Annotated in this window: 23 protein-coding genes and 1 tRNA gene; 14 read left to right on the top strand and 10 right to left on the bottom strand. The window is 73.7% G+C overall.

Annotated elements, in window-relative coordinates; translation table 11 throughout:
• Positions 1-38: 38 nt before the first annotated feature.
• Together ACQRUO_RS18160 and ACQRUO_RS18155 are read right to left on the bottom strand one after the other, a co-directional pair.
• Positions 39-1,136 (bottom strand): nitric oxide synthase oxygenase, encoded by a 1,098-nt coding sequence (locus ACQRUO_RS18160; RefSeq protein ID WP_428317008.1) that lies wholly within the window; start codon positions 1,134-1,136, stop codon positions 39-41.
• 336 nt (positions 1,137-1,472) lie between these two features.
• Positions 1,473-2,963: an APC family permease gene (locus ACQRUO_RS18155; RefSeq protein ID WP_428316990.1), complete on the bottom strand. Its 1,491-nt coding sequence runs from the start codon at positions 2,961-2,963 to the stop codon at positions 1,473-1,475.
• 133 nt (positions 2,964-3,096) lie between these two features.
• Here ACQRUO_RS18155 and ACQRUO_RS18150 point away from each other — a divergent pair, with 133 nt between their 5' ends.
• Positions 3,097-3,750, top strand: a complete 654-nt coding sequence (locus ACQRUO_RS18150; RefSeq protein ID WP_428316989.1) for a TetR/AcrR family transcriptional regulator C-terminal domain-containing protein — start codon at positions 3,097-3,099, stop codon at positions 3,748-3,750.
• 71 nt (positions 3,751-3,821) lie between these two features.
• Positions 3,822-4,625: a heavy metal-binding domain-containing protein gene (locus ACQRUO_RS18145; protein WP_428316988.1), complete on the top strand. Its 804-nt coding sequence runs from the start codon at positions 3,822-3,824 to the stop codon at positions 4,623-4,625.
• 43 nt (positions 4,626-4,668) lie between these two features.
• Here ACQRUO_RS18145 and ACQRUO_RS18140 read toward each other — a convergent pair whose 3' ends face one another.
• From ACQRUO_RS18140 to ACQRUO_RS18120, 5 genes are all read right to left on the bottom strand, one after another.
• The gene (locus ACQRUO_RS18140) at positions 4,669-5,487 is read right to left on the bottom strand and encodes a TIGR03084 family metal-binding protein (RefSeq protein ID WP_428316987.1); all 819 of its coding nucleotides are present in this window, start codon (positions 5,485-5,487) and stop codon (positions 4,669-4,671) included.
• Positions 5,488-5,535: 48 nt separating this feature from the next.
• Positions 5,536-7,068, bottom strand: coding sequence for an AMP-binding protein (locus ACQRUO_RS18135; RefSeq protein WP_428316986.1), 1,533 nt, complete (start codon positions 7,066-7,068; stop codon positions 5,536-5,538).
• Positions 7,069-7,139: 71 nt separating this feature from the next.
• A complete protein-coding gene (locus ACQRUO_RS18130) occupies positions 7,140-8,207 on the bottom strand; it encodes a hypothetical protein (RefSeq protein ID WP_428316985.1) in 1,068 nt (355 codons plus the stop codon).
• 161 nt (positions 8,208-8,368) lie between these two features.
• On the bottom strand, positions 8,369-8,572 hold the full coding sequence (locus ACQRUO_RS18125; protein WP_428316984.1) for a DUF397 domain-containing protein: 204 nt from the start codon (positions 8,570-8,572) through the stop codon (positions 8,369-8,371).
• Positions 8,565-9,428: a helix-turn-helix domain-containing protein gene (locus tag ACQRUO_RS18120; RefSeq protein WP_428316983.1), complete on the bottom strand. Its 864-nt coding sequence runs from the start codon at positions 9,426-9,428 to the stop codon at positions 8,565-8,567. The genes ACQRUO_RS18125 and ACQRUO_RS18120 overlap by 8 nt, the downstream gene beginning before the upstream one ends.
• Before the next feature lie 213 nt (positions 9,429-9,641).
• On the opposite strand from ACQRUO_RS18120, the gene ACQRUO_RS18115 reads away from it, so the two are divergent.
• Positions 9,642-10,061, top strand: coding sequence for an ATP-binding protein (locus ACQRUO_RS18115; RefSeq protein WP_428316982.1), 420 nt, complete (start codon positions 9,642-9,644; stop codon positions 10,059-10,061).
• On the top strand, positions 10,049-10,300 hold the full coding sequence (locus ACQRUO_RS18110; RefSeq protein ID WP_428316981.1) for a hypothetical protein: 252 nt from the start codon (positions 10,049-10,051) through the stop codon (positions 10,298-10,300). Before ACQRUO_RS18115 ends, ACQRUO_RS18110 begins: the two co-directional genes overlap by 13 nt.
• Before the next feature lie 32 nt (positions 10,301-10,332).
• On the opposite strand, the gene ACQRUO_RS18105 is transcribed toward ACQRUO_RS18110, so the two are convergent.
• Complete coding sequence (locus tag ACQRUO_RS18105; RefSeq protein ID WP_428316980.1) at positions 10,333-10,701, bottom strand: hypothetical protein; 369 nt, start codon at positions 10,699-10,701, stop codon at positions 10,333-10,335.
• A 229-nt stretch (positions 10,702-10,930) separates the two neighbouring features.
• On the opposite strand from ACQRUO_RS18105, the gene ACQRUO_RS18100 reads away from it, so the two are divergent.
• The 3 genes from ACQRUO_RS18100 to ACQRUO_RS18090 all read left to right on the top strand — a co-directional run bounded on the left by ACQRUO_RS18100 (position 10,931) and on the right by ACQRUO_RS18090 (position 13,466).
• Entirely contained in the window at positions 10,931-11,443 is a 513-nt protein-coding gene (locus ACQRUO_RS18100) for a MarR family transcriptional regulator (protein WP_428316979.1), read from the top strand.
• 72 nt (positions 11,444-11,515) lie between these two features.
• Positions 11,516-12,334: an SDR family oxidoreductase gene (locus ACQRUO_RS18095; protein ID WP_428316978.1), complete on the top strand. Its 819-nt coding sequence runs from the start codon at positions 11,516-11,518 to the stop codon at positions 12,332-12,334.
• 4 nt (positions 12,335-12,338) lie between these two features.
• Positions 12,339-13,466 carry an S-adenosylmethionine:tRNA ribosyltransferase-isomerase gene (locus ACQRUO_RS18090; protein ID WP_428316977.1) on the top strand — a complete coding sequence of 376 codons (1,128 nt, stop codon included), beginning with the start codon at positions 12,339-12,341 and terminating at the stop codon, positions 13,464-13,466.
• A gap of 11 nt (positions 13,467-13,477) precedes the next feature.
• Here the strand turns inward: ACQRUO_RS18090 and ACQRUO_RS18085 are convergent, their stop codons facing one another.
• Positions 13,478-14,590: a serine hydrolase domain-containing protein gene (locus tag ACQRUO_RS18085; protein ID WP_428316976.1), complete on the bottom strand. Its 1,113-nt coding sequence runs from the start codon at positions 14,588-14,590 to the stop codon at positions 13,478-13,480.
• Between the two features lie 293 nt (positions 14,591-14,883).
• On the opposite strand from ACQRUO_RS18085, the gene ACQRUO_RS18080 reads away from it, so the two are divergent.
• From ACQRUO_RS18080 to ACQRUO_RS18050, 7 genes are all read left to right on the top strand, one after another.
• Positions 14,884-16,092 (top strand): methyltransferase, encoded by a 1,209-nt coding sequence (locus ACQRUO_RS18080; protein ID WP_428316975.1) that lies wholly within the window; start codon positions 14,884-14,886, stop codon positions 16,090-16,092.
• Positions 16,093-16,157: 65 nt separating this feature from the next.
• Positions 16,158-16,808: a tetratricopeptide repeat protein gene (locus ACQRUO_RS18075; protein WP_428316974.1), complete on the top strand. Its 651-nt coding sequence runs from the start codon at positions 16,158-16,160 to the stop codon at positions 16,806-16,808.
• Positions 16,809-16,895: 87 nt separating this feature from the next.
• Positions 16,896-18,059 (top strand): SUKH-4 family immunity protein, encoded by a 1,164-nt coding sequence (locus ACQRUO_RS18070; RefSeq protein ID WP_428316973.1) that lies wholly within the window; start codon positions 16,896-16,898, stop codon positions 18,057-18,059.
• A 344-nt stretch (positions 18,060-18,403) separates the two neighbouring features.
• Positions 18,404-19,570: an alanine--tRNA ligase-related protein gene (locus tag ACQRUO_RS18065; RefSeq protein ID WP_428317007.1), complete on the top strand. Its 1,167-nt coding sequence runs from the start codon at positions 18,404-18,406 to the stop codon at positions 19,568-19,570.
• A 108-nt stretch (positions 19,571-19,678) separates the two neighbouring features.
• Positions 19,679-19,750, top strand: a tRNA-Arg gene (locus ACQRUO_RS18060).
• Positions 19,751-19,753: 3 nt separating this feature from the next.
• Positions 19,754-22,120, top strand: coding sequence for a hypothetical protein (locus tag ACQRUO_RS18055; RefSeq protein WP_428316972.1), 2,367 nt, complete (start codon positions 19,754-19,756; stop codon positions 22,118-22,120).
• A 205-nt stretch (positions 22,121-22,325) separates the two neighbouring features.
• Complete coding sequence (locus ACQRUO_RS18050; protein WP_428317006.1) at positions 22,326-23,045, top strand: alpha/beta hydrolase; 720 nt, start codon at positions 22,326-22,328, stop codon at positions 23,043-23,045.
• A 150-nt stretch (positions 23,046-23,195) separates the two neighbouring features.
• Here the strand turns inward: ACQRUO_RS18050 and ACQRUO_RS18045 are convergent, their stop codons facing one another.
• Positions 23,196-24,221 (bottom strand): hypothetical protein, encoded by a 1,026-nt coding sequence (locus ACQRUO_RS18045; RefSeq protein ID WP_428316971.1) that lies wholly within the window; start codon positions 24,219-24,221, stop codon positions 23,196-23,198.
• Positions 24,222-24,639: the final 418 nt, after the last annotated feature.

Here is a 24,639-nt window from a genome sequence, read left to right as displayed (position 1 = left end):
GGTGCCGGAGTTCACCACGGCACACCGGGTGCCGGAGTTCACCACGGCACCCGGGCCACGAAGGCCGGCCGGGTCCGCGGGTCCACCGGGTCGTAGTAGCGGTGGAAGACCGGGGTCGCCCCGCCCGAGATCGGCGGCACGATCCAGCTCCAGTCGGCCGGCGTCGAGCGGCCCAGCCGCTGCTCCTGGGCGACGTGCCTGAGGAAGCGCTCCGACTCGGTGTGGTGGTCGGTCATGGTCACCCCCGCCTCCTGGTAGGAGTGCAGCACCGCGCGGTTGAGCTCGACCAGCGCGCGGTCCTTCCAGAGCGTGCGGCTGCTGGAGGTGTCCAGGCCGAGCTCCTCGGCCACCAGGCCCAGCAGGTCGTAGCGGTCGGCGTCGGCCAGGTTGCGGGCGCCGATCTCGGTGCCCATGTACCAGCCGTTGAACGGTGCCGCCGGGTAGCGGATGCCGCCGATCTCCAGGGTCTGGTCGCTGATCGCCGGGACCGCGTACCAGCGCAGGCCCAGTTCGGCGAACCACGGGTACTCGGGGTGGCTCAGCGGCACCTCCAGCGTGGTGTCGTCGGGCAGTTCGTACCACCGCGGCCGCTCGCCGGGCCGCTCCTGCACCAGCAGCGGCAGCACGTCGAACCAGCCCTCGCCCGGCTTCCAGCCCAGGTCGGCGGCGCGGGTCGCGAGCCGCCCGCCGGCCGGGTCGCCGATCCAGCCGCCGGCCCCGTCGGGGTAGCCGGCGTAGCGGACCAGCTGCGAGTTGAGGATCCGCGGGGCCGGGCGGCCGGGCCGGTCCGGCGCGAAGACGGTGATCACCGGGCGGATCCGGCCCGCGTTGCCGGCCAGCCGCAGGTGCTCGAAGCACTGGGTGGCCAGCTCGTCGGCCGAGCCGACCTCGCGCAGGTCGCGCACCACCAGGCTGCGCCAGTAGAGCCGGCCGATGCACCGCGCCGAGTTGCGCCAGGCGAGCCGGGCGCCGTAGGCGAGCTCCTCGCCGGTGTGCCGGTAGGTCCCGGTGCGGGAGATCTCGTCCAGCACCTCGGCGACCCGCGGCTCGGGGTCGCCGGTGCCCGGCAGCTCGGCGTGGTACTGCCGGATGAACGCCTCGGCCTGCTCGGGGTCGGTGAACGGCGGGTTGAACAGGCTGGCGGGCAGTCGGCGGGCCTGCTCGGGGACCGACCGGACCGGGTGGGCGGCAGGTCCCCCGGCCCCCGGCCGGGTGTGGCCCAGCGGGCAGCCGGACTCGGCCACCGGGTGGCCCGCGGCGGCGGGGCCGGTGGCGGGGCCGGTGGCGGGGCCGCGCGGCGGTTCGGTGGTGAGGGGCTTGCGGGTACGTATCCGGCTGAAGATCACGAAGACGTCCTTTCCGCCCCTAGGGATACCGGAACCGGCAGCTCAGCGGCCGAATGTGACGGATTCCCGCACAGACTCCCCCCGCGACCCGCTAGGCTGCGCCCCCTCCGACGGATCTTGTGATGATCAGGTCAGAGCACCCTCGGGCTGCTCCGTGGTCGCCCGGTCCGCGGCCGCCATCCGGTCCTGCGGGCGCTTCACCAGCAGGTACCCGACGCCGATCAGGGTCACCGTCCCCACTCCGAGCAGCGCCGCCCAGACCTGGTACCAGGGCGCCCCGGGCGGTGCCAGCAGGGTCCGCGGCCAGCAGATGTTGATCACCTCGCCGCCGGTCCAGAGCACCGCGAGCGCGTTCAGCGCGGTGCCCCAGCGGCCGTAGTCCACCTGCCCGGCCGGGCGCCAGCTGCCGCGCACCCGGGCGACCAGGGCGGCCAGGGTGAGCAGGAAGAACGGCAGGAAGGTGGCCGCGCTGCCGAAGGTGATCAGGCTGCCCATGGCCGCGCTCTTCAGGCCCAGCGGCAGCGCGGCGCAGCTGATCAGGGTGGCCGCGACCAGCCCGCCGATCGGCGCCTGGTGCCGGTTGACCTTCCGTACCTGGGCCGAGCACGGGAAGACCCCGTCGCGGGCCAGCGAGTAGAGGCCGCGGGCCGCGCCGCCCTGCGAGGCCATCAGGCAGGCGGTGAAGCTGACCAGCACCACCACCACGAACGGCTTGGCCGACCAGTCGCCGAACGAGCTGGTCACCGCGGTGGTCACCGGGTCGAGGTCGCGCCCGGCGACCACCGCCGCCGGGTCGGGGTGCGCCAGCGCCACGCCGACCGCGTTGAGGATCACCGCGGCCCCCACGCTGAGCAGCGCGTACCACATCGCGCGCGGCACCTGGCGGCCCGCGTCCCTGGTCTCCTCGGCGGTCGACACGCAGGCGTCGAAGCCGATGAACGCCCAGCCGCCGACCGCGACCACCGCCAGGAAGGCGAGCGCGCCGCCGGTGCCGGTCACCTTGCCGGCGCCCAGGGTGTCGGTCAGCAGCCCGAACCCGTGCTTGCGGCAGAAGAGCAGCAGCGAGACGCCGACCAGCACCGAGGCGACCGCCTCCGCGCCGATGCCGAGCGAGACGAACCAGCGCAGGATGGTGATGCCGTAGGCGTTCACCAGGGCGCAGAGCAGCGTGAAGGCGGCCGAGACCAGCACCAGTTGGGTGGCCGTCGGGGTGACGTCGAGGAGCGCGAAGACCCAGGGCGAGGCCAGGTAGGCGACCGTGGTGTTGGCGAACATCACCGCGAACTGCCAGAGCCAGCCGCTCAGCCAGGCGAACGAGGGGTTGGCCAGCCGCCGGGTCCACTGGTAGGCGCCGCCGGCCAGCGGCCACTGGCTGGCCAGTTCGGCGTAGACGCAGACCACCAGCGCCTGGCCGAGCAGGCAGATCGGCAGCGCCCAGACCCAGGCGCCGCCGTCGATGCTCATCCCGACCTGCGCGACCGCGTAGAGGCCGACCACGGGGGAGACCACCGCGAAGCCCATCGCGATGTTGCCGAGGATGCCGAGGCTGCGGCGCAGCTCCTGCCGGTAGCCGAGGGCGGCCAGGCGCTCGCTGTCGCTCGGGGGAAGTTCAGTCATGGGTCCGCCTGAGGGTCACGGGGGAAAACTAACTTAGTTAGTCGGGGACCGTAGACCACCACCCCGGCCCGGCGGAAGCCCCCGACACCGGGCTGTAACCTGGGCGGCAGCCGGACCGAGGAGAGGGCGGGGCGTGGGGCGACCGGAAAGAGCACTGCTCAGCAGGGAGATCATCGCCCGGGCGGCGCTCGCGCTGGTCGATGAGCACGGCCCGGACGGTCTCACCATGCGAGCGCTGGCCGAGCGGCTCGGCGTGAAGGCCGCCTCGCTCTACAACCACGTGGCCGGCAAGGACGAGCTGCTCGACGCGCTGGCCGAACTGGTCAACGCGGAGATCGACCACGCCCCGCTCCGCCCCGCAGCCGCCGGCGAGGGGACCCGGGCGGACTGGCGGACCGGGGTGGCCGAGTACGCCCGCGGCTACCGCCGGGTCTTCCTCCGCCACCCCAACACCATCGCGCTCTTCGCCCGCCGCCGGGTCGAGGCGGAGCGCCAGCTGGTCGGCTACGACGCCCTGCTCGCTGCGCTGCGCCGGGCCGGCCTGCCGCCGGCCGACGCCGCCGAGGCCGCCGCCGCGCTGGACTACCTGGTGCTCGGCTCGGCGCTGGAGACCTTCACCGAGGGCTTCACCCGCCCGGCCGAGGAGTACCGCCCGCGCTACCCCGACCTGGCCGACGCCCTGAGCGCCTCGGCCACCCGGGGCGGCGGCCCGGGCGGCCTGGACGAGCGCGGCTTCGAACTGGCGCTGCGCCTGCTGCTGGGCGGGCTCGTCGTCGAACCGGACTGAGCACCCTCAGCCACAGGCCCTAGGATCGGCGGCCTCCGCAGACACCGTCCGCGCACCGAAAGGCCGTCGCCATGACCACCCCTCCCACGCCCCACGTGTCGGACGTCGCCCGCGGGCGGCTGGACGCCTCCCGTCAGGGGCGCCCGTGCTTCACCTCGGACCTGTCGGTCAACGAGTTCGTGCTGCTGGGCGAGGCCGGGTTCGAGCCGCTCGGCATGGTGCTCGGCACCAGCGTCTACCACGTGGGGCTGCAGAGCGTGGGCTGGAAGGTGAGCCAGGAACTCGGCACCCAGACCCAGGCCATGTACAACGTCCGCGAACTGGCGATGAGCCGGATGGAGGCCGAGGCGGCCCAGCTGGGCGCCGACGGCGTCGTCGGCGTCTCGCTGCGGCCGATGAACTACGCCTTCTTCAGCGACGTCATCGAGTTCATCGCGGTCGGCACCGCCGTCCGCGCGCGGGACGGGAAGAACTACCGCTCCCCGAGCGGTGCGCCGTTCACCACCCCGCTCTCCGGCCAGGACTTCTGGACGCTCTGGCAGCACGGCTGGTTGCCGCGCCGCCTGGTGCTCGGCAACTGCGTCTACCACGTCGCCCACCAGTCGCTGCGGCAGACGCTCTCGCAGGTCGGGCAGAACACCGAGCTGCCGCAGTTCACCCAGGCGCTCTACGACGCGCGGGAACTGGCGATGGCCCGGATGCAGTACGAGGGCCAGCAGCTGGGCGCGGACGGGATCGTGGGCAGCGTGGTGAACGACCACCGCTACTGGGGCGAGCACGCGGTCGAGTTCGTCGCCGTCGGGACGGCCGTCAGCCGGATCCGCCCCGACACGGTGCCGGTGAAGCCCAGCCTCACCCTGCCCCTGGGCGGCTGACCCCAGGCCACGCTCCCACTCCCCGCGCCCGCCCAGCTCGCAGCTACCCCCGCGGCGCCCGGCCCGCTCCCGGCGGGCCGGCGAAGACCTGGGCGATCGGCAGCCAGGCGACCGCGACCGGCCCGGTCACCTTCAGCGCCAGGTCGTCCGGGTGCCGTCGCTGGGTGACCAGCAGGCAGAAGTCCAGCACCGGCCCGGTGATCCGGTCCGTCGCCTCCGCCGCCCCCCAGCTCCACTCCTCGCCGTCCGGCCCGGTCAGCTCCACCCGGACCGGCCCGGCCGGCACCGGCAGCCCGTGCGCGGCGAACGCGAAACCCATGGTGCGCACGCCCAGGTGGGCGATGTGCCGCAGCCGTGCGGTGGGCTCGCGGGTCACCCCGAGGGCCTCAGCCACGTCCTCGGCGTGCGCCCAGGTCTCCATCAGCCGGGCGGTGGCCATCGAGGCGGCCTTCATCGGCGGGCCGAACCAGGGCAGCTTCGCCCCGGGCGGCGCCGCGGCCAGCTCGGCCCGCACCGCGGCGCAGCCCGTCCGCCAGCGGTCCAGCAGCTCGGCGGGCGGCAGCTGCGCGCCGGCCGTCGCACCGGCGTCCACGATCCCGTCGAACTCGTCCGCCCCGACCAGCAGTTCGGCGGCGGCGGGGTGGAAGCCGGCCGGGTCGCGGACCGAGCGCAGGGTCCAGTCGTCGGTCCAGGCCAGGTGGGCGACCTGGTGCGCGATGGTCCAGCCGGGGGCCGGTGTCGGAAGCTGCCAGTGGGCCTCGTGGAGCGGCGCGAGCAGGCCGTCCAGCTCGGCGTTCTCGGCCGCCAGGTCGGTGAGCACGTCGGCCAGCAGGTCGGTGGTGGGGTCGGTGGGGTCGGACATCTGATCCTCCATCGGTCGGGGGCTAGCAGGGCTGCTCTCGGGCCCGCCTCAGTTGACGCCGCGCTCGTGTCCCGCCCAGTACGGCTCGCGCAGCACGAACTTCTGCAGCTTGCCGGTGCTGGTGCGCGGCAGCTCGGCGCGGAACTCCACGCTGGTGGGCGCCTTGTAGCCGGCCACCCGGCTCTTGCAGTGGGCGATCAGCTCGGCCTCCGCGGCCGCCGCGCCGGGCTTGAGCACCACCAGCGCCTTGACCGTCTCGCCCCACTTCTGGTCCGGCACGCCGATCACGGCCACCTCGGCCACCGCCGGATGGTCGTAGAGCACGTCCTCCACCTCGATCGAGCTGACGTTCTCGCCGCCGGTGATGATCACGTCCTTCTTCCGGTCCGAGATGGTCAGGTAGCCGTCGGTCAGCGCGCCGCCGTCGCCGGTGTGGAACCAGCCGTCGCGCAGCGCCGCCGCGGTCTCGTCCGGGCGCTCCCAGTAGCCGTCGAGCACGGTGTTGGAGCGCACCAGCACCTCGCCGGCCGCATTCACCTCGACCTTGGTGCCGAGCGCCGGTGCGCCGGCCCGGACCAGCTTCTCGGCCCGTTCGGCGGGCGGCAGTTCGTCCCACTCGGCCCGGGTGCGGTTCACCGTGACCAGCGGGGCGGTCTCGGTCAGGCCGTAGATCTGCAGGAACTCCCAGCCCAGCTCCCGCTCCACGCGCAGGATCACCGAGGTGGGCGGGGGAGCGCCGGCCACGATGATCCGCACCCGCTCCCGCCCGGGGACCGGTCCGTCCCAGTCGGCCGCCGCGTCCAGCACCGCGGCCACCACCGCCGGTGCGCCGCACAGGATGGTCACCCCGTGGCGCTCGACCCGGCGCAGGATCTCCGCGCCGTCCACCTTGCGCAGCACGACGTGCCGGCCGCCGAGCCCGGTGATCCCGAACGGCATGCCCCAGCCGTTCGCGTGGAACATCGGCAGCGTGTGCAGGTAGACGTCGCGGTCGCTCACCCCCGCATGCAGCGCCATCAGCGTGGCGTTGAGCCAGTTGTTCCGGTGGGTGAGGCGGACTCCCTTGGGCCGGGCGGTGGTTCCGCTGGTGAAGTTGACGGTCGCGGTGTCGTCCTCGGCCACCGGGTGGCGCACCGGCTCCCGGTCGAAGGCGTACAGCTCGGCGTCGCTCCCGGCGCCCAGGACCAGGCGGCGCGGGCACGGCACCCCGGCCAGCGCCGCCTCCAGCTCCGGGTCCACCAACAGCAGGCTCGCCCCGCTGTGTTCGACGATGTAGCGGACCTCCTCGGCCTTCAGCCGGAAGTTGACCGGGACCAGGATCCGCCCGAAGCCGCTGACCCCGAAGAACGAGGTCAGCAGCCGGGCCGAGTTCTGCGAGACGATCGCCACCCGCTCGCCGGGACCCACGCCCAGCCGGTCCAGCCCGGCGGCCTGCGCCCGGGCCAGCTCGGCCACTCTGCGGTAGGTCAACTCACCCCAGGACTCCGCGGGTTGGTCCGGCTCGTCGACGATGCCGATCCGGTCCCCGTACACCAGCTCGGCCCGGTCCAGGAAGTCCATGACGGACAGTGGAGTCTGCATCCCGCCACTCTGGCCCGATGATCGCCCGCGCGCCAGACCCCCGACCGCCGCGCCGCGCGCCCGACCGACGGTCAGCCGTGGTAGGCGGGCAGGCCGGGGGTGCTGGAGACCAGGGTCGGCGCGGCGGAGCCGTCGGCGGGCAGGGTGACCACGCCGTCCGGCGTGCGCACCGCGAGGGTCTTGCCGTCCGGGGACCAGGCGGGCTCGGTGTAGTCGGTGGTGGCCTTAGGGGTCAGGTCCTTGGCGACGAACTTGCCGTTGCTGGGGTCCTGCGTCGCGACGAACAGGTGGTCGTGCCCGCCGGTGGAGCGGACGAAGGCCACCTCGGAGGTGTCGCCGCGGACCGGGTCGAGGGCCGGTTCGGTGCCCTGGCCGACCGGGCTGTCGGACGGGCGGATGTAGTCGTCGTAGATGTAGACCTGCCCGGTGCCCGTGTTGGCGTAGGCGAAGGCACCCTGCTGGCCGGCCGCGACGGGCCACCGGTTGGCGGTCTGCGGCGGCTGGTTCTGCCCGTCCATGCCGCCGTCGGACTGCGACAGGTTCTGCAGGGTCGGCGTGCCGCGCACGGCACTGGCCGGGACGGTGAGGAGCGTCTCGACGCCCTGGTGGCTCGCGGTGAAGACCAGGTTGGCCTGGTCGGGCCGCTGGCCGCTGGGGGAGGCGGGCACCTGCCAGGTCGGGTGCGACCAGGTGTCCCCGCTCGGGGCCACCGCGACGGTGACCCGGCCGCTGCCGTCCGGGGCGGCGATGTCCAGGTTGCCCGAGCCGTCGATGAAGACGGCCTTCTTGCCGTCCGGCGACCAGGCCAGGTCGCGCACCACGGTGCCGAAGTCCACGGAGGTGCCGTTCATCAGGACCTGCTGGGTGCCGGTGCTGATGGTCAGGCCGTGGCCGGTCTTGTTGACCACGGGGGCGGCCGAGCTGCTCGGCTTGCCGCCGGGGCTCGGGGCGGTGGACTGTCCGCTGCTGCCGCCGCCCTGGCCGGGGGAGGCCGGCGCCTTGCCACTGGGCGTGGCGGAGGAGGAGGCGGAGGAGCTGGAGACGGTGTCGTCCGGGCCGCAGCCGGTGAGCAGTGCGCCGGCGCCGGCGGTGAGGACGAGCGTGAGAGCGATGGCGGAAGCGTGGTGCCGAGCGGACATCTGTGGTTCTCCCCCTGGGACTGCCGAACTGATAAGGGAAAGGTTCCCAGCGCCAGGTCCTGGTTGGGTGCGGTAAGTGTCACGGATGTGGAACAGCACGCCGCCCGCCCCTCGCTCCCGGGGAGCAAGGGGCGGGCGGGGTGGGTGGGCGTTGGGGTGGGTCAGTCGGTGAAGTCGGCGTGGTGGTCGAACTCGCCGGCCTTGACGCCCTGGAGGAACTTGGCGAACTTGGTGGGGGTGGTGCGGACGATGATGTCGCCGTCGTCGGACTCGCGGAGTTCGACGAGGTCGCCCATCGTCCGCACCTCGACGCATTCGTTGGATGCTCCGCTGTAGCTGGATTTCTGCCACCCGGACTTACTCATACCTGTTCCTCAGCTCATCCCTGATCGACCGAATAAACTTGCGCGACTCGTCGTCCGGCAGGGCGAGCGACCCCAAGCGGCTGAATGTTGCCCGGTGGCTGGCCAGGTCAGCTGGTGCGTCGAAGAACAGGACTCCCAGTGCGGTGTCCATTTGCAGCGTTGCGAGCTCCGACACCGAGGCCTCGGCGAACATCAGATTCTCGCCCGCGCCCGGAAAAGTGTCCAGGTCGAACGGCACCACCCGGACCGACACGGCCTGCTTCTCCGAGTCCTCGGCCAGGCTGTCGAGTTGGTCCGCGAGTACCTTGGGACCGCCGAACTGCATGCGCAGGGCGGCTTCGTGGATGAATGACACGTACGGTATTCCGTTGCCGCGGACGGCGTGCTGGCGCTGGATCCGGAAGGCGGTCCTGACCTCAAGGTCGTGCTGGGGAACGGGCGGTGTGATCCGCGAGAACACCGCCGAAGCGTAGGCCTCGGTCTGCTGCAGGCCGGGAATGTACGTGGTCGCCCACGTGTAGAGCCTGTCGGCGTGGGCCTCCATTTCGGCGACTTCCAGGAAGTCGGTCGGCAGGACTTCTCGGTACTCCTCCCACCAGCTCTTCCCGCGTGAAGTGATGAAGTCGGCAAGGGCATCGATGAGTGGTTCGTTGGTGCACTTGCAGGCTGCGGCGATGGTGCGGAGCCGGTCGGCGCTGACGCTGGACTTCCCGTTCTCCAGTTGGGTCACCTGGGCGGGGCTCACACCGAGTGCGCGGGCGAGCTCACTGCCGCCCAGGCCGGCTTGCTCCCGCATCCTCCGCAGCTCGGCGCCCAGGCGGCGCTGGCGGAGCGTTGGGTTGTGGCGACCGGGCATGGCGTCCTCTCGGCATCTCGTTGGGTCAGTCTGCCGTGCCTGTCACGGTCGGGCCAACCGTCACACGGAAGAGGGAACTTCGTGGCATCCACTTAAAGTTAAGTGCCGGTGCGCTATGGTCGTCCCACTTCGATCCGACGGATCGTCAGCTCCCCTTGCCACCAGGGCACTAGCTCATCCTGCGCTCATCCTGCCCCACCCGGAGGTCCCCTCATGTGCACCTTCACCCTGCCCAAAACGCCCCAGCCCCCCGACTGGTCCGCCGCCCGTGAGGAACTCCGTGACCTCATGACCGCCGCCGGCTGGCCCGCGGACCTGATCTGCGATGCGGAGCTCGCCCTCCACGAGCTCTTCGTCAACGCGTGGAAGCACGGCGGCAGCCCTGCGCCCGTCGTCGTGGTCGTGCTCCTCTCCGACCGTGCCCTCCGCACCCTGCGGGTGTCCGTCGCCGACGACAGCCCCACCCTCCCCGAGCAGCGCACCTCCGCTGACCCCTACGAGCTCTCCGGGCGCGGCCTGCGCCTGGTCCGCTCGCTCACCCACCGCTTCGGCACCGACCCGCGCAAGCACGGGGGCAAAGCGGTCTGGTTCGAGTTGGACGCCGCCGAAGGGCCGGCGGCATGGGCATCGTGATCCCCTTCACCACGCACCCCCTCCACTCGGCACCGCACACCGAGCGCACCACCGTCTCCCACCTGGGCGTCGAGGCCGCGCCCGACACGAGCCTCCAGCTCCGCGCGACCGTCGACCTCGACCTGCACGTCGGCCCGGGCGAGCACCTCGCCTACGCCCTCACGCACGCCCAGGCCGAGGACCTGCTGCACGCCCTCGCGGCCCACCTCGGTTACCGCGCCTTCGGCCTCCGCCGCTGAACGTCGGCCCGGCCGACCTCCAGATCGCCCGATCAGCACGCGGTCATCCGACCACCGGAGAGACGCCGGCGCCACCAGAGCTCGGCCGCGTACTGACGCTCGTCGGCGAACGGATCCGGCAGCGTTCGACGCAGGTACGCGGCGTCCAGCAGAGCCACCCGACGCCCCAACTCGCCGCGAGCCCGGGCCGGCAACTGCCGCAGGACGTCGTCCAGCACATCCCGCGCGTGCCGCACGTCATCGAAGGAGCACCCGCGGCACGTGCACTCCTCGTTCTGCGGGTACAGGGGGCGGCGCCCGGGTGCGAGCGCGAAGGCCTGGTACCGCCGCAGCGCGTACGCCGTGGCACCGAGGAAGAGGTAGTAGTCGGTCGAGACCAGTTCGACCCGGTGGATCGCCACGCTGGTGCGCGTCGAAAGCCAGGGGATCCGGTCCGACAGCGGGTGTTCCCAGGTGCGCGGGCCGGGGCGTGGGTCGGCGGCGCGAAGCCGGCCGGGCCGGCTACGCGGCATGGGCCTTTCGGTCAGCAGTCATGGGCGTGATGATGCCACGTCCGGTCCGGCGGCGGGCAGCGAATTCGGCGCCCGCAGTCGATGCGGACGTGAGCCGGCGCGAGGTAGCGTCGCGATCATGAACGAACCGACTGGTACTACCACGGACCAGGCGCCGGCCGACCCGGCCGCGGCCGACGACATGCTGGCCACCCAACCCATCGGCTACTGGAGCGGTCTGGTCCATGCGGTCGTCACCCGTCAGCTGCGGGACGCGATGGCCAAGGTCGACGCGACGCAGCCGCAGTACTGGGTGCTCAACCGCGTGAACGGCGCAGCGACGGCGCCCACCCGCGCGCAGGTCGTCGCAGATTTGACGCCCCTCGCCGACGGGGAGCACGAGATCGCCCGGGTCGTCGACCAGTTGCTCCACCGGGGCTGGCTCCGGGCCGACGCCGAGCAGCAACTCCACCTGACCGATCTCGGCGAGACCGCCAGGGCGCGGCTGCGCCGGATGGTGACCGAGCTGCGGGCCGTGGTCCATCAGGGCATCAGCGACGAGGAGTACGTGGCCGCGCTCAAGGTGCTCCGCGCCATGGTCGCCAACGTCGAGGCCGCCGCGTCGCCCTCGGCGGTGCGTCCCGCTCCCTAGGACCATCGAACCAGCCCCACCCGGGCCCCGGGGCTGATCCACGTCCCGGTGGCGCGGAGCGACAGTTCAAGCATGAACGCCACCTCGCACCCCACCCCTACCCCCACCCACCGCCCGCCGGTCGCCGTGATCACCGGTGCCTCGCGCGGGCTCGGGCTCGCGCTCGCCCGTGCGCTGGTCGCCGACGGGTGGCGGCTGGTGATCACCGCCCGGACCGCCACCGAGCTCGCCGCCGCCGAGGCCGAGCTGGCGGCCAGGAGCAGCCCCGGCACCGTCGTCGCGCTCGCCGGCACCGTGGTGGACGACGACCACCGCGCCGAGCTGGCCGCGGCCGCCTCCGCCCTCGGCGGTGCGGCGCTGCTGGTCAACAACGCCTCCACGCTCAACGGCGCCGCCGACGAGCAGGCCGAGCCGCTGCCCGCCCTCGCCGCCATCCCGCTGCCCGACCTGCTGGAGACCTTCGAGGTCAACGTGCTGGCGCCGATCGCCCTCACCCAGCTGCTGCTGCCGCAGCTGCGGCTGCACTCCGGTGCGGTGCTCAACATCAGCTCGGACGCGGCGGTCGAGGCCTACCCGGGCTGGGGCGGTTACGGGGCGGCGAAGGCCGCGCTCGACCACGCCTCGGCGGTGCTGGCCGCGGAGGAGCCGGAGCTGCGGGTCTGGGCGGTGGACCCGGGCGACCTGCGGACCCGGCTGCACCAGCAGGCCTTCCCCGACGCGGACCTCACCGAGCTGCCGCCGCCGAGCCGCGTGGTCCCCGCCTTCCGCACCCTCTGGCGTGACCGCCCGGCCTCCGGGCGGTACCGCGCCGCCGAGCTGGTCGCCGAGCCGGCCGCCGAGCTCGTCGCCGAGCCGGCCGCCGACCGCGGTGCGGCCCCGATCGGCGGGTGACCCGATGGGCGTGACCACCCGACTCGACTTCACCGTCCCGCCCGAGCTCTCCGCCGCCGCCCCCGCCGAGGCCCGTGGCCTGCGGCGGGACGACGTGCGGCTGCTGGTCGGCCGCGGCGGCCGGACGCACGCCGACGCAAGCGCCGCCCTGAGCCCCGCCCCGGACGCCACCCCGAGCATCAACCCCAGCGTCGAGCACCGCCGCTTCAGCGAGCTGCCCGAGGTGCTGCGCCCGGGCGACCTGCTGGTGGTCAACAACTCCGCCACCCTGCCCGCCGCCCTCCCGGCCCGCCTCCCCGACGGAACCGGCCTCGCGCTGCACCTCTCCACCGCGCACCCGGACCCGCGCGGCGGCCACCTGGTCGAGCTGCGCCGGCCCGGGCGCGGGACGGGCGCCGCACCCGAGTACCTGCCCCCGGCCGAGAACCCGGCCCGTCCCGGACTGCGGCTCACCCTCCCCGGCGGCGGCAGTGCCGTGCTGACCGCGGCGTTCACCTCCCGGCTCTGGTACGCGCGGCTGCGCCTGCCGGTGCCGCTGCCCGCCTACCTGGCGGCCCACGGCAAGGCGATCCGGTACGGCTACGTCGACCGGGACTGGCCGCTCAGCGCCTACCAGACGGTGTTCGCCGCCGAGCCGGGCAGCAGCGAGATGCCCAGCGCGGCCCGCCCGTTCACCGCCGAGCTGGTCGCGGCGCTGGTGGCCCGCGGCATCCTGATCGCCCCGGTCACCCTGCACGCCGGCGTCGCCTCACCCGAACTGCACGAGGCACCCCAGCCCGAGCCCTACCGGGTGCCCGCCGCCACCGCCGCCCTGGTGGGGCACGTGCGCGCCACCGGGGGCCGGGTGATCGCGGTCGGCACCACCGTGGTGCGCGCCCTGGAGTCCGCCACCACCGCGGACGGCCGCACCCACCCGGCCGAGGGCTGGACCGACCTGGTGATCACCCCGGGCCGCGGCGTCCGCGCGGTCGACGGACTGCTCACCGGCTGGCACGAACCGCGTGCCTCGCACCTGCTGATGCTGGAGGCGGTCGCCGGCCGCCCGCTGCTCGCGGCCTGCTACCGGGAGGCGCTGGCCGCCGGCTACCTCTGGCACGAGTTCGGCGACGTCAACCTGCTGCTGCCGTGGTGAGGTGCGCGGACTCAGTCCGCCAGGGCCTGGTACGCCGAGGTCCAGAAGTCCTGCACCACCGGCGGCGGCACCGGCGAGGTGAACGCCCGGTTGGTCAGGATGATGCCGATCACCCGGTTCACCGGATCGATCGCCCAGGCTGCCCCGAGGCCGCCGTTCCACCCGTACTGGTGCACCGGGTGCCCGAGCTCGGTCTGCCGGGTGACCACCCGGACGCCGAAGCCCCAGCCGTGGGAGGCGAAGAAGTCGGGGGAGAGGCCGGCGCCCGCCTTCTGCTCGGCGGTCAGCTGGTCGCTGCTCAGCAGCTCCACCGCGGACCGGGAGAGGATCCGCTCCCCGTCGAACCGGCCGCCGTCCAGCAGCATCCGGCTGAACGCCAGGAAGTCGTCCGCGGTGGAGACCAGGCCGGCCGCGCCGGACGGGAAGGCCGGTGGAGTGGCCCAGTCGCCGCCCGCCGCCTCGTCGAACACCGCCTGCCCGCCGGTCCGCGGGTCGGTCCAGTAACAGGTGGTGAACCGGCCCAGCCGGTCCGCGGGGACCGCGAACCCGGTGTCGGCCATGCCCAGCGGGTCGAACAGGCGCTCGCGCAGGAACTGCTCGAACGGCCGGCCGCTCGCCCGCGCGACCAGCACCCCGAGCACGTCCGAGCCGGTGTTGTAGAGCCAGCGCTCGCCGGGCTGGTGCATCAGCGGCAGGCTGCCCAGCCGGGGCAGCCAGTCGTCCGGCGCGGGCGGGACGCTGGGCCGCGGGATCCCCTGGTTGAGGTCGAGCACCGTCATCGCCTGGAGGATCGGGTGGCTGTCCGGCGGGACCAGCAGCAGGCCGCTGCCCATGGTGAAGCCGAGCAGATCGCGGACCGTGATCGGGCGGCGGGCCGGCACGGTGTCGTCGAGCGGGCCGTCGACCCGGCGCAGCACCCGTCGGTTGGCCAGCTCCGGCAGCAGCTCGTCGACCGGGTCGTCGAGGCGCAGCCGGCACTCCTCGACCAGCATCAGGGTGGCCACCGCGGTGACCGCCTTGGTCATCGAGGCGACCCGGAAGACGGTGTCCCGGGTCATCTGCGCACCCCCGACCGCCCGGTGGCCGAGCACCTCGACGTGCGTCTCCTCGCCGCGGGCGACCAATGCGACCAGGCCCGCACGGTGTCCGGCCCGACGTGGCGGGCCAGGGCGGCGTGCAGGCGGTCGAGGCGGTGGCCGAGGAAGCCCTTGCTGTGGCCGGTGGGAATCATCTGGTCCTTCCCGCAGTACTGGTGACGGTCCGTCGGGCCGGTCGACGGAGCGCCGGCCCTCCGATCCTCGCAGCCGCCCCGGGCGATCCCCGGCAGCCACGCACCGGATCCCCCGCGGGGACGCACCCCGGCCGGTGGCGGAGCCGTGCGCCGGGCGCCGCACCGAACGGTTAGCCTGGGCGCACAATGAACCGTTTCACCACGTCATGGGGCGACCACCGGCTCACCCGCTTCCCCGAGGACCCCCGCGAGCAGCTGCGCGCCTGGGACGCCGCCGACGAGTACCTGCTGCAGTACCTGCACGGCGAGGTGCCGCACCCCACCAAGGACCCGGCCGATGCCCCCGCCGCGCCCGCCGGCCCGGCCGGGCTGCGCGGCACCGTGGTGATCCTCGGCGACCGCTGGGGTGCGCTCGCCACCGTGCTGGCCGCCGCCCGGCCGGCCGCCGACCTGGTCCAGCTCGGCGACTCCTACCTCGCGCAGCAGGCCACCCGGGCCAACCTGGCCCACGCCGGCCTGGCCCCCGAGGCGGTGCGGCTGCTCGCCGGCACCGAGGCGCCCCCGGAGCGGATCGACACCCTGCTGGTCCGGGTGCCGAAGAGCCTGGCCCTGCTGGAGGACCAGCTGCACCGGCTGGCGCCCGCGCTGCACCCGGGCACCCGGGTGCTCGGCACCGGCATGGTGACCGAGATCCACACCTCCACCCTGGAGCTCTTCGAGCGGATCATCGGCCCGACCCGCACCTCGCTCGCGGCGAAGAAGGCCCGGCTGATCTTCTGCACCCCGGACCCGGCGGTGGCCCGCCCGGCCAACCCGTGGCCGCACCGCTACGCCCTGCCCGGCGACCTCGGGCCGCTCGCCGGCCGAACCGTGGTCAACCACGGCGGCATCTTCTGCCCCGACCGCCTCGACATCGGCACCCGCTTCCTCCTCGGCCACCTGCCGCAGCGCCGCGGCCCCGAGCAGGTGGTCGACCTCGGCTGCGGCAACGGCATCCTCGGCACGGCGGCCGCGCTGGCCAACCCGGAGGCCGAAGTCACCTTCATCGACGAGTCGTTCGCCGCGGTGGCCTCGGCCGAGGAGACCTTCCGGGCCAACACCCCGCCCGGCGCGGTCGGCCACTTCCGGGCCGGGGACGCGCTGGCCGCGGTGCCCGCCGGCTCGGTGGACCTGGTCCTCAACAACCCGCCGTTCCACTCGCACCAGGCCACCACCGACGCCACGGCCTGGCGGATGTTCACCGGCGCCCGCCGCGCGCTGCGCCCCGGTGGCGAGCTCTGGGTGGTCGGCAACCGCCACCTCGGCTACCACGTGAAGCTGCGCCGCCTCTTCGGCAACTGCCAGACGGTGGCCGGGAATCCGAAGTTCGTGATCCTCCGGGCCGTCAAGAAGTAATGGCCGCCGGGCGATCCGGCCCCTGACTGTCCGTCAGGATGGCCCTGCTCGATATGATCACCGCCATGACTGCGGATGAGCGCATAGCGGCGGCCTGTCACCTCTACGAGCAGGCCGTCTTCGGCGGCGAGAGCAGTGGACTCACCGAGGCCGACCGGCACCTCGACGCGGTCGAGGCCGACCTGACCCTGGCCCGCGGCAAGGTGATCCACGCCCGCTTCCTGGAGCAGCGCACAGCGGATCTGCGGGAGTTGGAGCTCTTCGAGCGGGCGTCCGAGCTGTACGGGCAGCTCGGCGACGTCCGCGGCGAGGGCGAGGCGGTGTTCTGGATCGGCGCCTTCCACCAGGTGGTGCGGGACGACGAGGAGGCCGCCCGCCCGGCCTTCGAGCGCGCCCTGGCCTTGGCCGCCGAGGCGGGCGACCGGCTCACCAGCTCCTACGCGCTGCGCCACCTCGGCTTCGCCGACCACCAGGCCGGACGGCTGGACGCGGCCCGGGAACGCCTGGAGGAGTCCACCCGGCTCCGCCGCGAACTGGGCTTTTTGCCCGGCGTGGCGGCCAACCTGATCGGCCTCGCGCACCTCGCCCATCAGCAGGACCGCATGGCGGACGCTGCGGCCCTGCTGGATGAGGCCACCGCCCTCGCGGAGCGGAGCGCGGCCCACGGTGTGCTCCGCTGGATCGCCGCCGCCCGCGCGGAGCTCGACCCGGCCTGAGCGCGGCCGCCCCTGCCCCCGACCTCGCGGATAAGATCACCGCGCATCGCCGTAACCGCACATCGCCGTAACCCGGGGGAAGTTCACGTGACCACGACCACGACCGCCATCACCATCACCGCGCCTCAGCCCTTCCCCGAGTCCGCGCTGCCGCCCGAGCTGACCCACCAGCCGACCCGCCGCCGCCTGCTCGACCACGGCCTGCCCGCAGCCGGCGCGGACATCACCTTCCGCCCGACCACCGAGCCGCTCGCCCCGCTCGCTCCCGGGCAGCCCCAGCACCTGGTGATCGGCGAGACCTGGAGCAACGGCCCGGTGGTGCTGGACGGCGCGACCGGCCGGCTGTACCTCGCCGAGTGGACCGGCAGCACGCTCGAGCGCGACCTGCTGGCCACCGACCTGCCCGCGCTGGCCCGGCTGATCGAGGTGGTGGAGGGCGTGGACCAGGAGGCCGCCCGGCCCGAGGCCCGCGACGGGCGGCGCGGCGGGGCGGTCTTCGCCGAGGAACTGGCCGCCGCCACCGAGCGGCTGCGCGCCGCCGACCCGGAGCTGCACCGCGCCGCCGAGCCGCCGGCGTACTGGGGGAGCGTGCTGCTGCTGAACGCGCTCAGCTGGGGTGCCCGCCCGGGCGGGCCGGGGGAGCTTGCCTACTGCTTCGAGGCCGACCTGGTCAGCGACCTCGCCGACCTGATCGAGGGGGACGGGCCCGGCGAGGTCCTCCGCTACCGGCCGGAGCTGCTGCCCGCCGGCCTCACCCACGAGCCCACCCGGCGCCTGCTGACCGAGTGCGGACTGCCGGCCGACGCCGGGCTGTTCGCCGCCCGGCCCGAGCCCTTGCCCACGCTGCTCGAGGAGTTCGGCGACGACGCCGTGGCGGACCGGCCGTACCAGGCCGGCTTCCTGGCGATCGGCGACTGGCCGCACGACCTGGAGGTCGCCCTCGACGGTGCCACCGGCCGCCTCGAACTGCCCGCCTGGTACGACGACGACAGTCCCGCGCCCTACCTGCACCGCGACCTGTCCGCCCTGCTCTACGCCTGCTGGCGCTACGAACGCCTGCGCGCGGACTGGGACCGCTGGGGCGAGGCCGACGCGCCCGGCGACTGGGCGGTCTTCGACCCGCGGCAGGTGCTGCTCGACGCCGTCGACGAGCTGGTCGAGGAGGTCGACCCGGAGTCCTTCGCCACCGAGGAGCGCTCCTGGTACCAGCTCGCCAACGACGCCCACACCGGCGGCCTGCTCTCCAACTGACCGACCTGCACCGGTAAAGCTCCGCACCCGTAAAGCCCGGCAGCCGCAAAACCGCGTGCACGTCGAGGACCGGGCGCGCTACCCTCGGCACCATGAACGTCACCGGCCGAACCACCACCGCGACCGCGCGAGCGACCAGCTCGCCGGTTGCCGCCGCCTGACGTACCCCGTCCTCACCACCGGCGACCGGAAACGGTCCGCCGGTGGTTTTTTCGTGTCGCCCCCATCGGCTGCTGCCCCCACCGGGGGCCCGCCGCCCCCGTGGACCGTTCTCCGGCGCCTCCCCGCTGCACCCGCGAAGGAGCGCCACCGTGAACACCCAGCCCACCACCACCCCGCCCCACCTGACCACCGACCGGATCGTCCGCACCTTCGTCGAGTACTTCGAGGACCGCGGCCACCGCCGGATCACCGGCTCGACCCTGCTGCCGCCACCCGGCGACCCCGTGCTCTTCACCACCTCCGGCATGCACCCGCTCACCCCCTACCTGGAGGGCCGTCCGCACCCGCTCGGCCGCCGGCTGGTCAACGTGCAGCGCTGCCTGCGCACCACGGACCTCGACGAGGTCGGCGACCGGACCCATCTGACCGTCTTCGAGATGCTCGGCAGCTGGTCGCTCGGCGACTACGAGGGTCCGCAGAGCCTGGACTGGGGATACGGGCTGCTCACCGAGGGGTTCGGCATCGATCCGGGGCGGCTGCACGTCACCGTCTTCGGCGGCGACGACCGGACCGGTCCGGACACCGGCTCGCTGGACCTCTGGCAGCAACGCGGGCTGCCCGTGGAGCTCACCGTCGAGGACAACTGGTGGTCCAACGGACCGACCGGCCCGTGCGGCCCCGACTCGGAGATCTTCCTGTGGACCGGCGACACCCCGCCGGAGTCGACGCCGACCCGGGACGGCCGCTGGGTGGAGATCTGGAACCACGTGATGATGCGTCACCGGCGCCTCGACGACGGTTCGCTGGTGCCCCTCCCGCAGCGCAACGTCGACACCGGACTCGGCCTGGAACGGCTGGCCTCGCTGCTGCAGGGCGGTCGGTCGGTCTTCGAGTGCGACGTCTTCGACCCCTGGCGGCGGCTGCTGCCGCCGCTGTGGCCGCTGGACGAGCCGTCGCTGCGCCTGGTCTGCGACCACCTGCGCTCGGCCGTGGTGGTGATCGGCGACGGGGTCCGCCCGTCCAACACCGGCCGGGGGTACGTGCTGCGCCGGCTGGTGCGGCGGGTGCTGACCGTGCTGCGGCGCGACGACCCGTCCCGCGGACTCGGCGACCTGCCCGGGGAGTTGGTCCGCCACACCCTCGACCGCTTCCGCCAGGACGTGGACCCGGAGCTGGTGCGCCAGGTGCTGCTGGAGGAGGAGCGCGGCTTCGTCCGGCTGCTGGAGCGCGGCCGGCAGGTGCTGTCCCGCCCCCGGTTCCGCGGGCCGTTGGGCGAGGAGGACTTCCGCTACCTGCACGACACCCACGGCCTGCCCCGCGACCTGGTCCGCGGGCTGCGGCTCGAGTGAACCCACGGCTCGAGTGCACCCACGGCCCGAGTGAACCCACGGCCGCAGCCGCCCCGGTGCGAAAGCCGGTTGTCCGCCTTCGCACCGGGGCACTAGTCTCCCGTCCATCGACGTGTAGCTCAGCAGCAGAGCACCGGGCTCCGGACCCGGAGGGCGCAGGGGCGGAACCTGCCACGTCGGCCTATGGACGATGACGCTGATCAGCAGCACGCCACCGGAGCCGTCGGCGACGCCGGCAGCCTGCCGCAGGAGGCCTCGACGGCCTACCCGCACCGGCAGTTGGCCCAGGCCTTCCTGACCTCGCTGACCCACGCGGACGAGGAGACCCGCCGCGCTGCCGACCTCAGGGTGGACCGCTGGCGTGCGGTGCTCGCCGGAATGGCCGAGGGGCGGCTGACCATCGGCTCGCGGACCCCGGTGGCCGGGCTGCCCGCCTGGGTGACCCCGGAGGTCGTGCGCGGCGGCTTCGCCACCTCCGCCGCCGGTGCGGCCGGCCCGCTCCGGTCGTACGAGCGGGCGGCCGCGGCGCAGGCCGGGGTGCCCGCCGAGCGCGCGGCGCTCTTCGCGCACTGCCTCACCGAGCCGGGCCTGGCCCGGCTGCACGCGCTGCTCGACAGCGGCCGCTACGAACTCGCGCTGCCCGAGGAGGCGGCGCTGCTGACCGTGGCCTGGCTGGTCCGGGCCGGGGACGTGGGCGGCGCGCTGGAGCTGGTCGAGGAGCTGGCGCCGTTCGCCGACCGGCTGCGCTTCACGCCCCGGCCGTCCGCGCTGCCCGCGCCGGACGTCACCGCGGTGCACCGGAACTCGGTCGGCGACACGACCGACTCGCTGGCCCGCCGGCGGCCGAACGACGCCGTGGCGGTGCAGCGCGAGGCGCTCGCCGTCTGGCAGCCGTTCGGTGACGAACTGCTCGCCCACTGGCTGGAGACCGCCGGGCCCGGCCGGGTCCTGGACCGCGTCCCCGACCCTGCCTGGCACTGGCGTGGCGCGGAACTGCTGCGCCGGTACCGCGAGTTGGCGGTGGCCAACCCGCGCTGCAGCAAGCACCGCAACCCGAAGGAGAACCTGGGCATCCTGCGCGGCGCCCTGGAGGAGACCGTGGCCGGGCGGCCGCTGGACGCGCGCCGGCTCGGCCTGCTGCGGCACGCGGTGGACGCCATGGTCCGGCGCCGCGGGCTGCCCGGCTCCGACCGGCACGCGCAGCTGCGCACCCGGCAGGCGGCGCAGGCGGCCCTGCCGCTGCACCACGAGCTGGCCCAGCTGGTCATGCGGCGCCTGGCGGCGCTCCCCCGGGAGACCGGCGTGGCCGAACCGGCGGCGCTGCTCACCGAGGTCTCGCCGCAGGAGGCGGCGGCCTTCGGGCTGCCCGTCGGCGCCGCCGTGCCGGTGGCGATCCGTCAGGTGGTCGAGGCCGCGCTGAGCGCCCCGATCGAGACCCTGGTGGCGCGCGGGGTGGTGCCCTCGGCCGAGGTGCTGGCCGAGCTGGTGCCGCAACTCGTCGCCGTGACCAGCGCCCAGGCCTACCCGGACGAGGCGCTGCGCACCCTGATGGCGGCCAACTACCGGGCCTTCCGCAACCGGCGCTCGCTGCTGCTGCTGAACCTCGCCGGGCAGGTCCGGGTCGAGGAGCTGCCCTGGGTCCGGGCGCTCGCCGCGCACCGCGACGGCCAGGACGGCCTGCAGCCGGCCCGGCTCGCGCTGCGCCGGCTCGGCGAGCTGGCCGTGCAGGCGTTCCCCGGCACGCTGCTGCCCAACCCGCTGGTCCGCGAACTCGGCGTGCTCGCCCGGCAGGCCGAGCTGGACGCGCCGCTGGTGGAGGAGCTGGCGGCGGACATCTTCATGGGCACCTTCTCGCCCAAGTTCCTCGCGGCCGCCGAGGTTGCGGCGGACCTGCTCGAAGGCACCCTGTACGAGCGCTACTACGAGCTCGACTACGCGGCCGTCCGCGAGCTCGCGCGCGGCGAGCTCGTGCCCGCCGAGGCGGAGCGGAACGAGGCGGAGCGGACCGGCACGGCCGGCGACGCCGCGACCGCCGGGCGGCGCCCGCGCAGCGCCGCCGGTTTCGCCGAGCTCTGCCGGCAGCGCGCCGACGTGACCGGGCAGCGCTGGTCGGTCGCGGCCAACGGCAAGGTCATCGAGCAGGCCCAGATCCTCACCACCCACAACCTGGCCACCCTGGTCGCCCGGGTCGGCATCGCCCCCGCATCCGGCTGGGACGACCTGGCCCGGCGCAGCTTCGGCACGGTCTGCCAGGCCGTCGCCAGGATCCGCCACAACCCGCGGCCGCTGAGCACCATCAAGGACGCCGCCTACGCCTGGCGCCACCTGGTCTTCCAGCTGTCGCTCTGCGACCCCGCGACGCAGGCCCGGGTGATCGCCGAGCTGGGGGCGGAGCTCACCCGCCAACCCGTCCACGTCGCCGCCCGCCTGGCCCCGGCCCTGGTCGGCCTGCGCCGGGCCGCGGCCGGCAGCCCGGGGGACGCCACCCCCGCCCGCCCCTTCCTGGGCTGGACCACCGGCCCGCACTGGCTCCGCGCGGACCCCTGGTGAGCGCCGGCGAGCCGAAACCGCCTGGCGGAGCACGGCGACCACTGCTATGTTTCCGGAGGCCGTGCGAGAGAACGAGGAGGTGGTACCCGTGAACACAGTAACGACATGGGTGCTCTCCTCCGGGGTCACGGTCGGGCGATAGGTCGTCCGGGAGCGCCGTTTCAGTGCACTCCCGAAAGGCACGACCATGCAGTCCAGCACGACCATGCAGTTCACTTCCGAGCGCCGCCTCGACGACGGCGTCCTCGAGCGCGAGTTCGTCCTCGGCGAGATCCCCGGCACCCTGTGGACGCCCGCAGCCGCACCGGTCCCGCTCATCCTGATGGCCCACAACAACGGCCTGCCCAAGGCGGAGCCCCGCCTGGTGGCCCGGGCCCGGTACACCGCCGCGCAGGGTTACGCGGTGGCCACCATCGACGCGGCCGGGTGCGGTGACCGGCCCCGTTCCGCCCACGACCAGCAGGCCCGAGCCGAGCTGCGCCGGGCGATGCAGGCCGGCGAGCCGGTCGACGGGATCTTCGAGTCCTTCGTCGGCCCGCTGGTCGAGAACGCGGTCCCGGAGTGGCGGGCCGCCCTCGACGCCCTCCTCGCACTGCCCGGGATCAACGGTCCGGTCGGGTACTCGGGGTGGACCGCCGTCGGCATCCGGCTGGCGGCGCTCGAGCCCCGGATCGCGGCCGCCGGTTTCTTCGCCGGCGGTTACGTGCCCCTGGCCCAGCGCGCGGAGGCCCGGCAGGTCACCGTTCCGCTGCGGTTCCTGCTGCAGTGGGACGACGAGGGGAACCCCCGGCAGCACGCCCTGGACCTCTTCGACGCCTTCGGCAGCAGGGAGAAGACGCTGCACGCCAACCTGGGCGGGCACGTCGGCACTCCGCATTTCGAGCTGGAGGACAGCGGCCGGTTCTTCGACCGCCACCTGAAGTAGGCCCGGGCCCGACCCGCACACCCCTCTCACACCCCGCGAGCCCCTGCCGACCCGGCAGGGGCTCGCGTGTGACTGAGCGCTCCAGTTGGCGAGTGAGCGTGACGGACCCTCACTACGGTGCGAGTCGCCATTCGGCGTGTTCGGCCTGGGCTACTGCATGATCGTGCGCGGCAGGTGCGAGGGCGTGCTTACGCAGCTGTAGACCTGCAGGGTGTAGCCCCGCCCGATGGTCATCATGGTGGGATTGTGCAGGCTCCGGTAGGGATCCCCAACGAGCTTCGCCATTTCCGAGGCCGTCTCGGCCGGCCGCCAGCTGCCGCTGTCCCCGTCCCACTCACTGCTGTCGATAGTGAGCAGCGCCTCCAGGGGCCCGCTGCACTCGCCGCATTGCCGTTCCTCGTCGGAGTCGGCCGGGTCGCGGAAGGTGAAGGGGGCCGGCCACCCGCCCGCCTTCCAGCCGGGAGCGACGGACAGATCGCTCTGGTAGCTCACCGACTTCTGTGCGCACCAGTCGTACACGCGCTCGTCCAGGGCCTGGTCAAGCAGATGGCCAGGTGGGAACTCCTGCACTGATTCAGGCTGGAGCAGGCATGGCTCCGGTACGTGGTCGCCGCACTCGACATAGGCGGGCTCGGGAGGAGTGCGTAGGACCTCCTGAACGTCCGAGGCCCGGCGCCATCGCAGTTGCACGTTGGCCGAGCACCCTTCGATGCCATAGCCCGGTGCCCACAGCACCTGCAGCAGATCCGCGCCTTCCGGGAAGGTCAGCGTGGGCGCGTCGCGGGCGTAGAGCTGCGCGAGCGGGATCAGCGGCTGCGGGCCCGTGGGCAGCAGCGCGGGATCGTGCCCCGCACGCAACCGCTCCACCGTCTCGCTCTCCTGCGCGGACAACAGGTTCTCCCGCGGGCCGCGCGGTCGCGCCCACGCCTGGGTCAGCAGGGCCCGCATCTGGTGAACGTCTGCCAGCGTCTGCACGGGCCTGACCGGCGGGTAGCCCGGCTCATCCTCTGGCCAGGGTTCGTCCGCCGGCCAGAGCAGCGGCCCGCCCACCGAACTGTCGTGGACGGTCGGCGTTCCAGGACCCGGGTGCAGACGGGTGGTCATCCTGGCCAGGCTGGCCAGTTCCGGAAACACTGCAGTGATGTCCAGCGGCCGCGGTGGTGTCGTGCGCGTCATGTCCTCTTCCTCCCGCCAGTGGGGGCAACGCCGCATCCAAGCACGGCGCGCCGACAGCCCTGGCGGCGCGGTCGTTCCTGAGCTGGCCGCATGCGGCTTGTCTAACTCGTCGCCCGACAACTACTGCGAAGCCGCAGCGGAGGGGCGATCCAGGGCAACACGGCAGTCCCGCCCAGCGAACACGGGGCGGAATGCACGCCGGATTGGCGAAGCCAAACGGTTCATCGGCGTGTCGCACGGGTTGCGCCAACCGGCCGGCCAGGTGCCAACCACTGTCTCCCAGCCCGCCAGCCGCCTGTGCCGGGACACGATAGATGGAACCAGCGTGGTGTGGTGACCTGGCGGTTTCGACCCTGCGGGACACGCTTGTTGGAACCATCTGGTCACGCTTCTTGCAACCTGCGGCGGTCTGTTCGGC

The organism is Kitasatospora sp. LaBMicrA B282, from assembly GCF_050325825.1.
In the GTDB taxonomy this organism is placed as follows: Bacteria; Actinomycetota; Actinomycetes; order Streptomycetales; family Streptomycetaceae; genus Kitasatospora.
The sequence above is the reverse complement of the archived record's forward strand: the minus strand, read 5'-3'. Positions and strand labels throughout refer to the sequence as shown.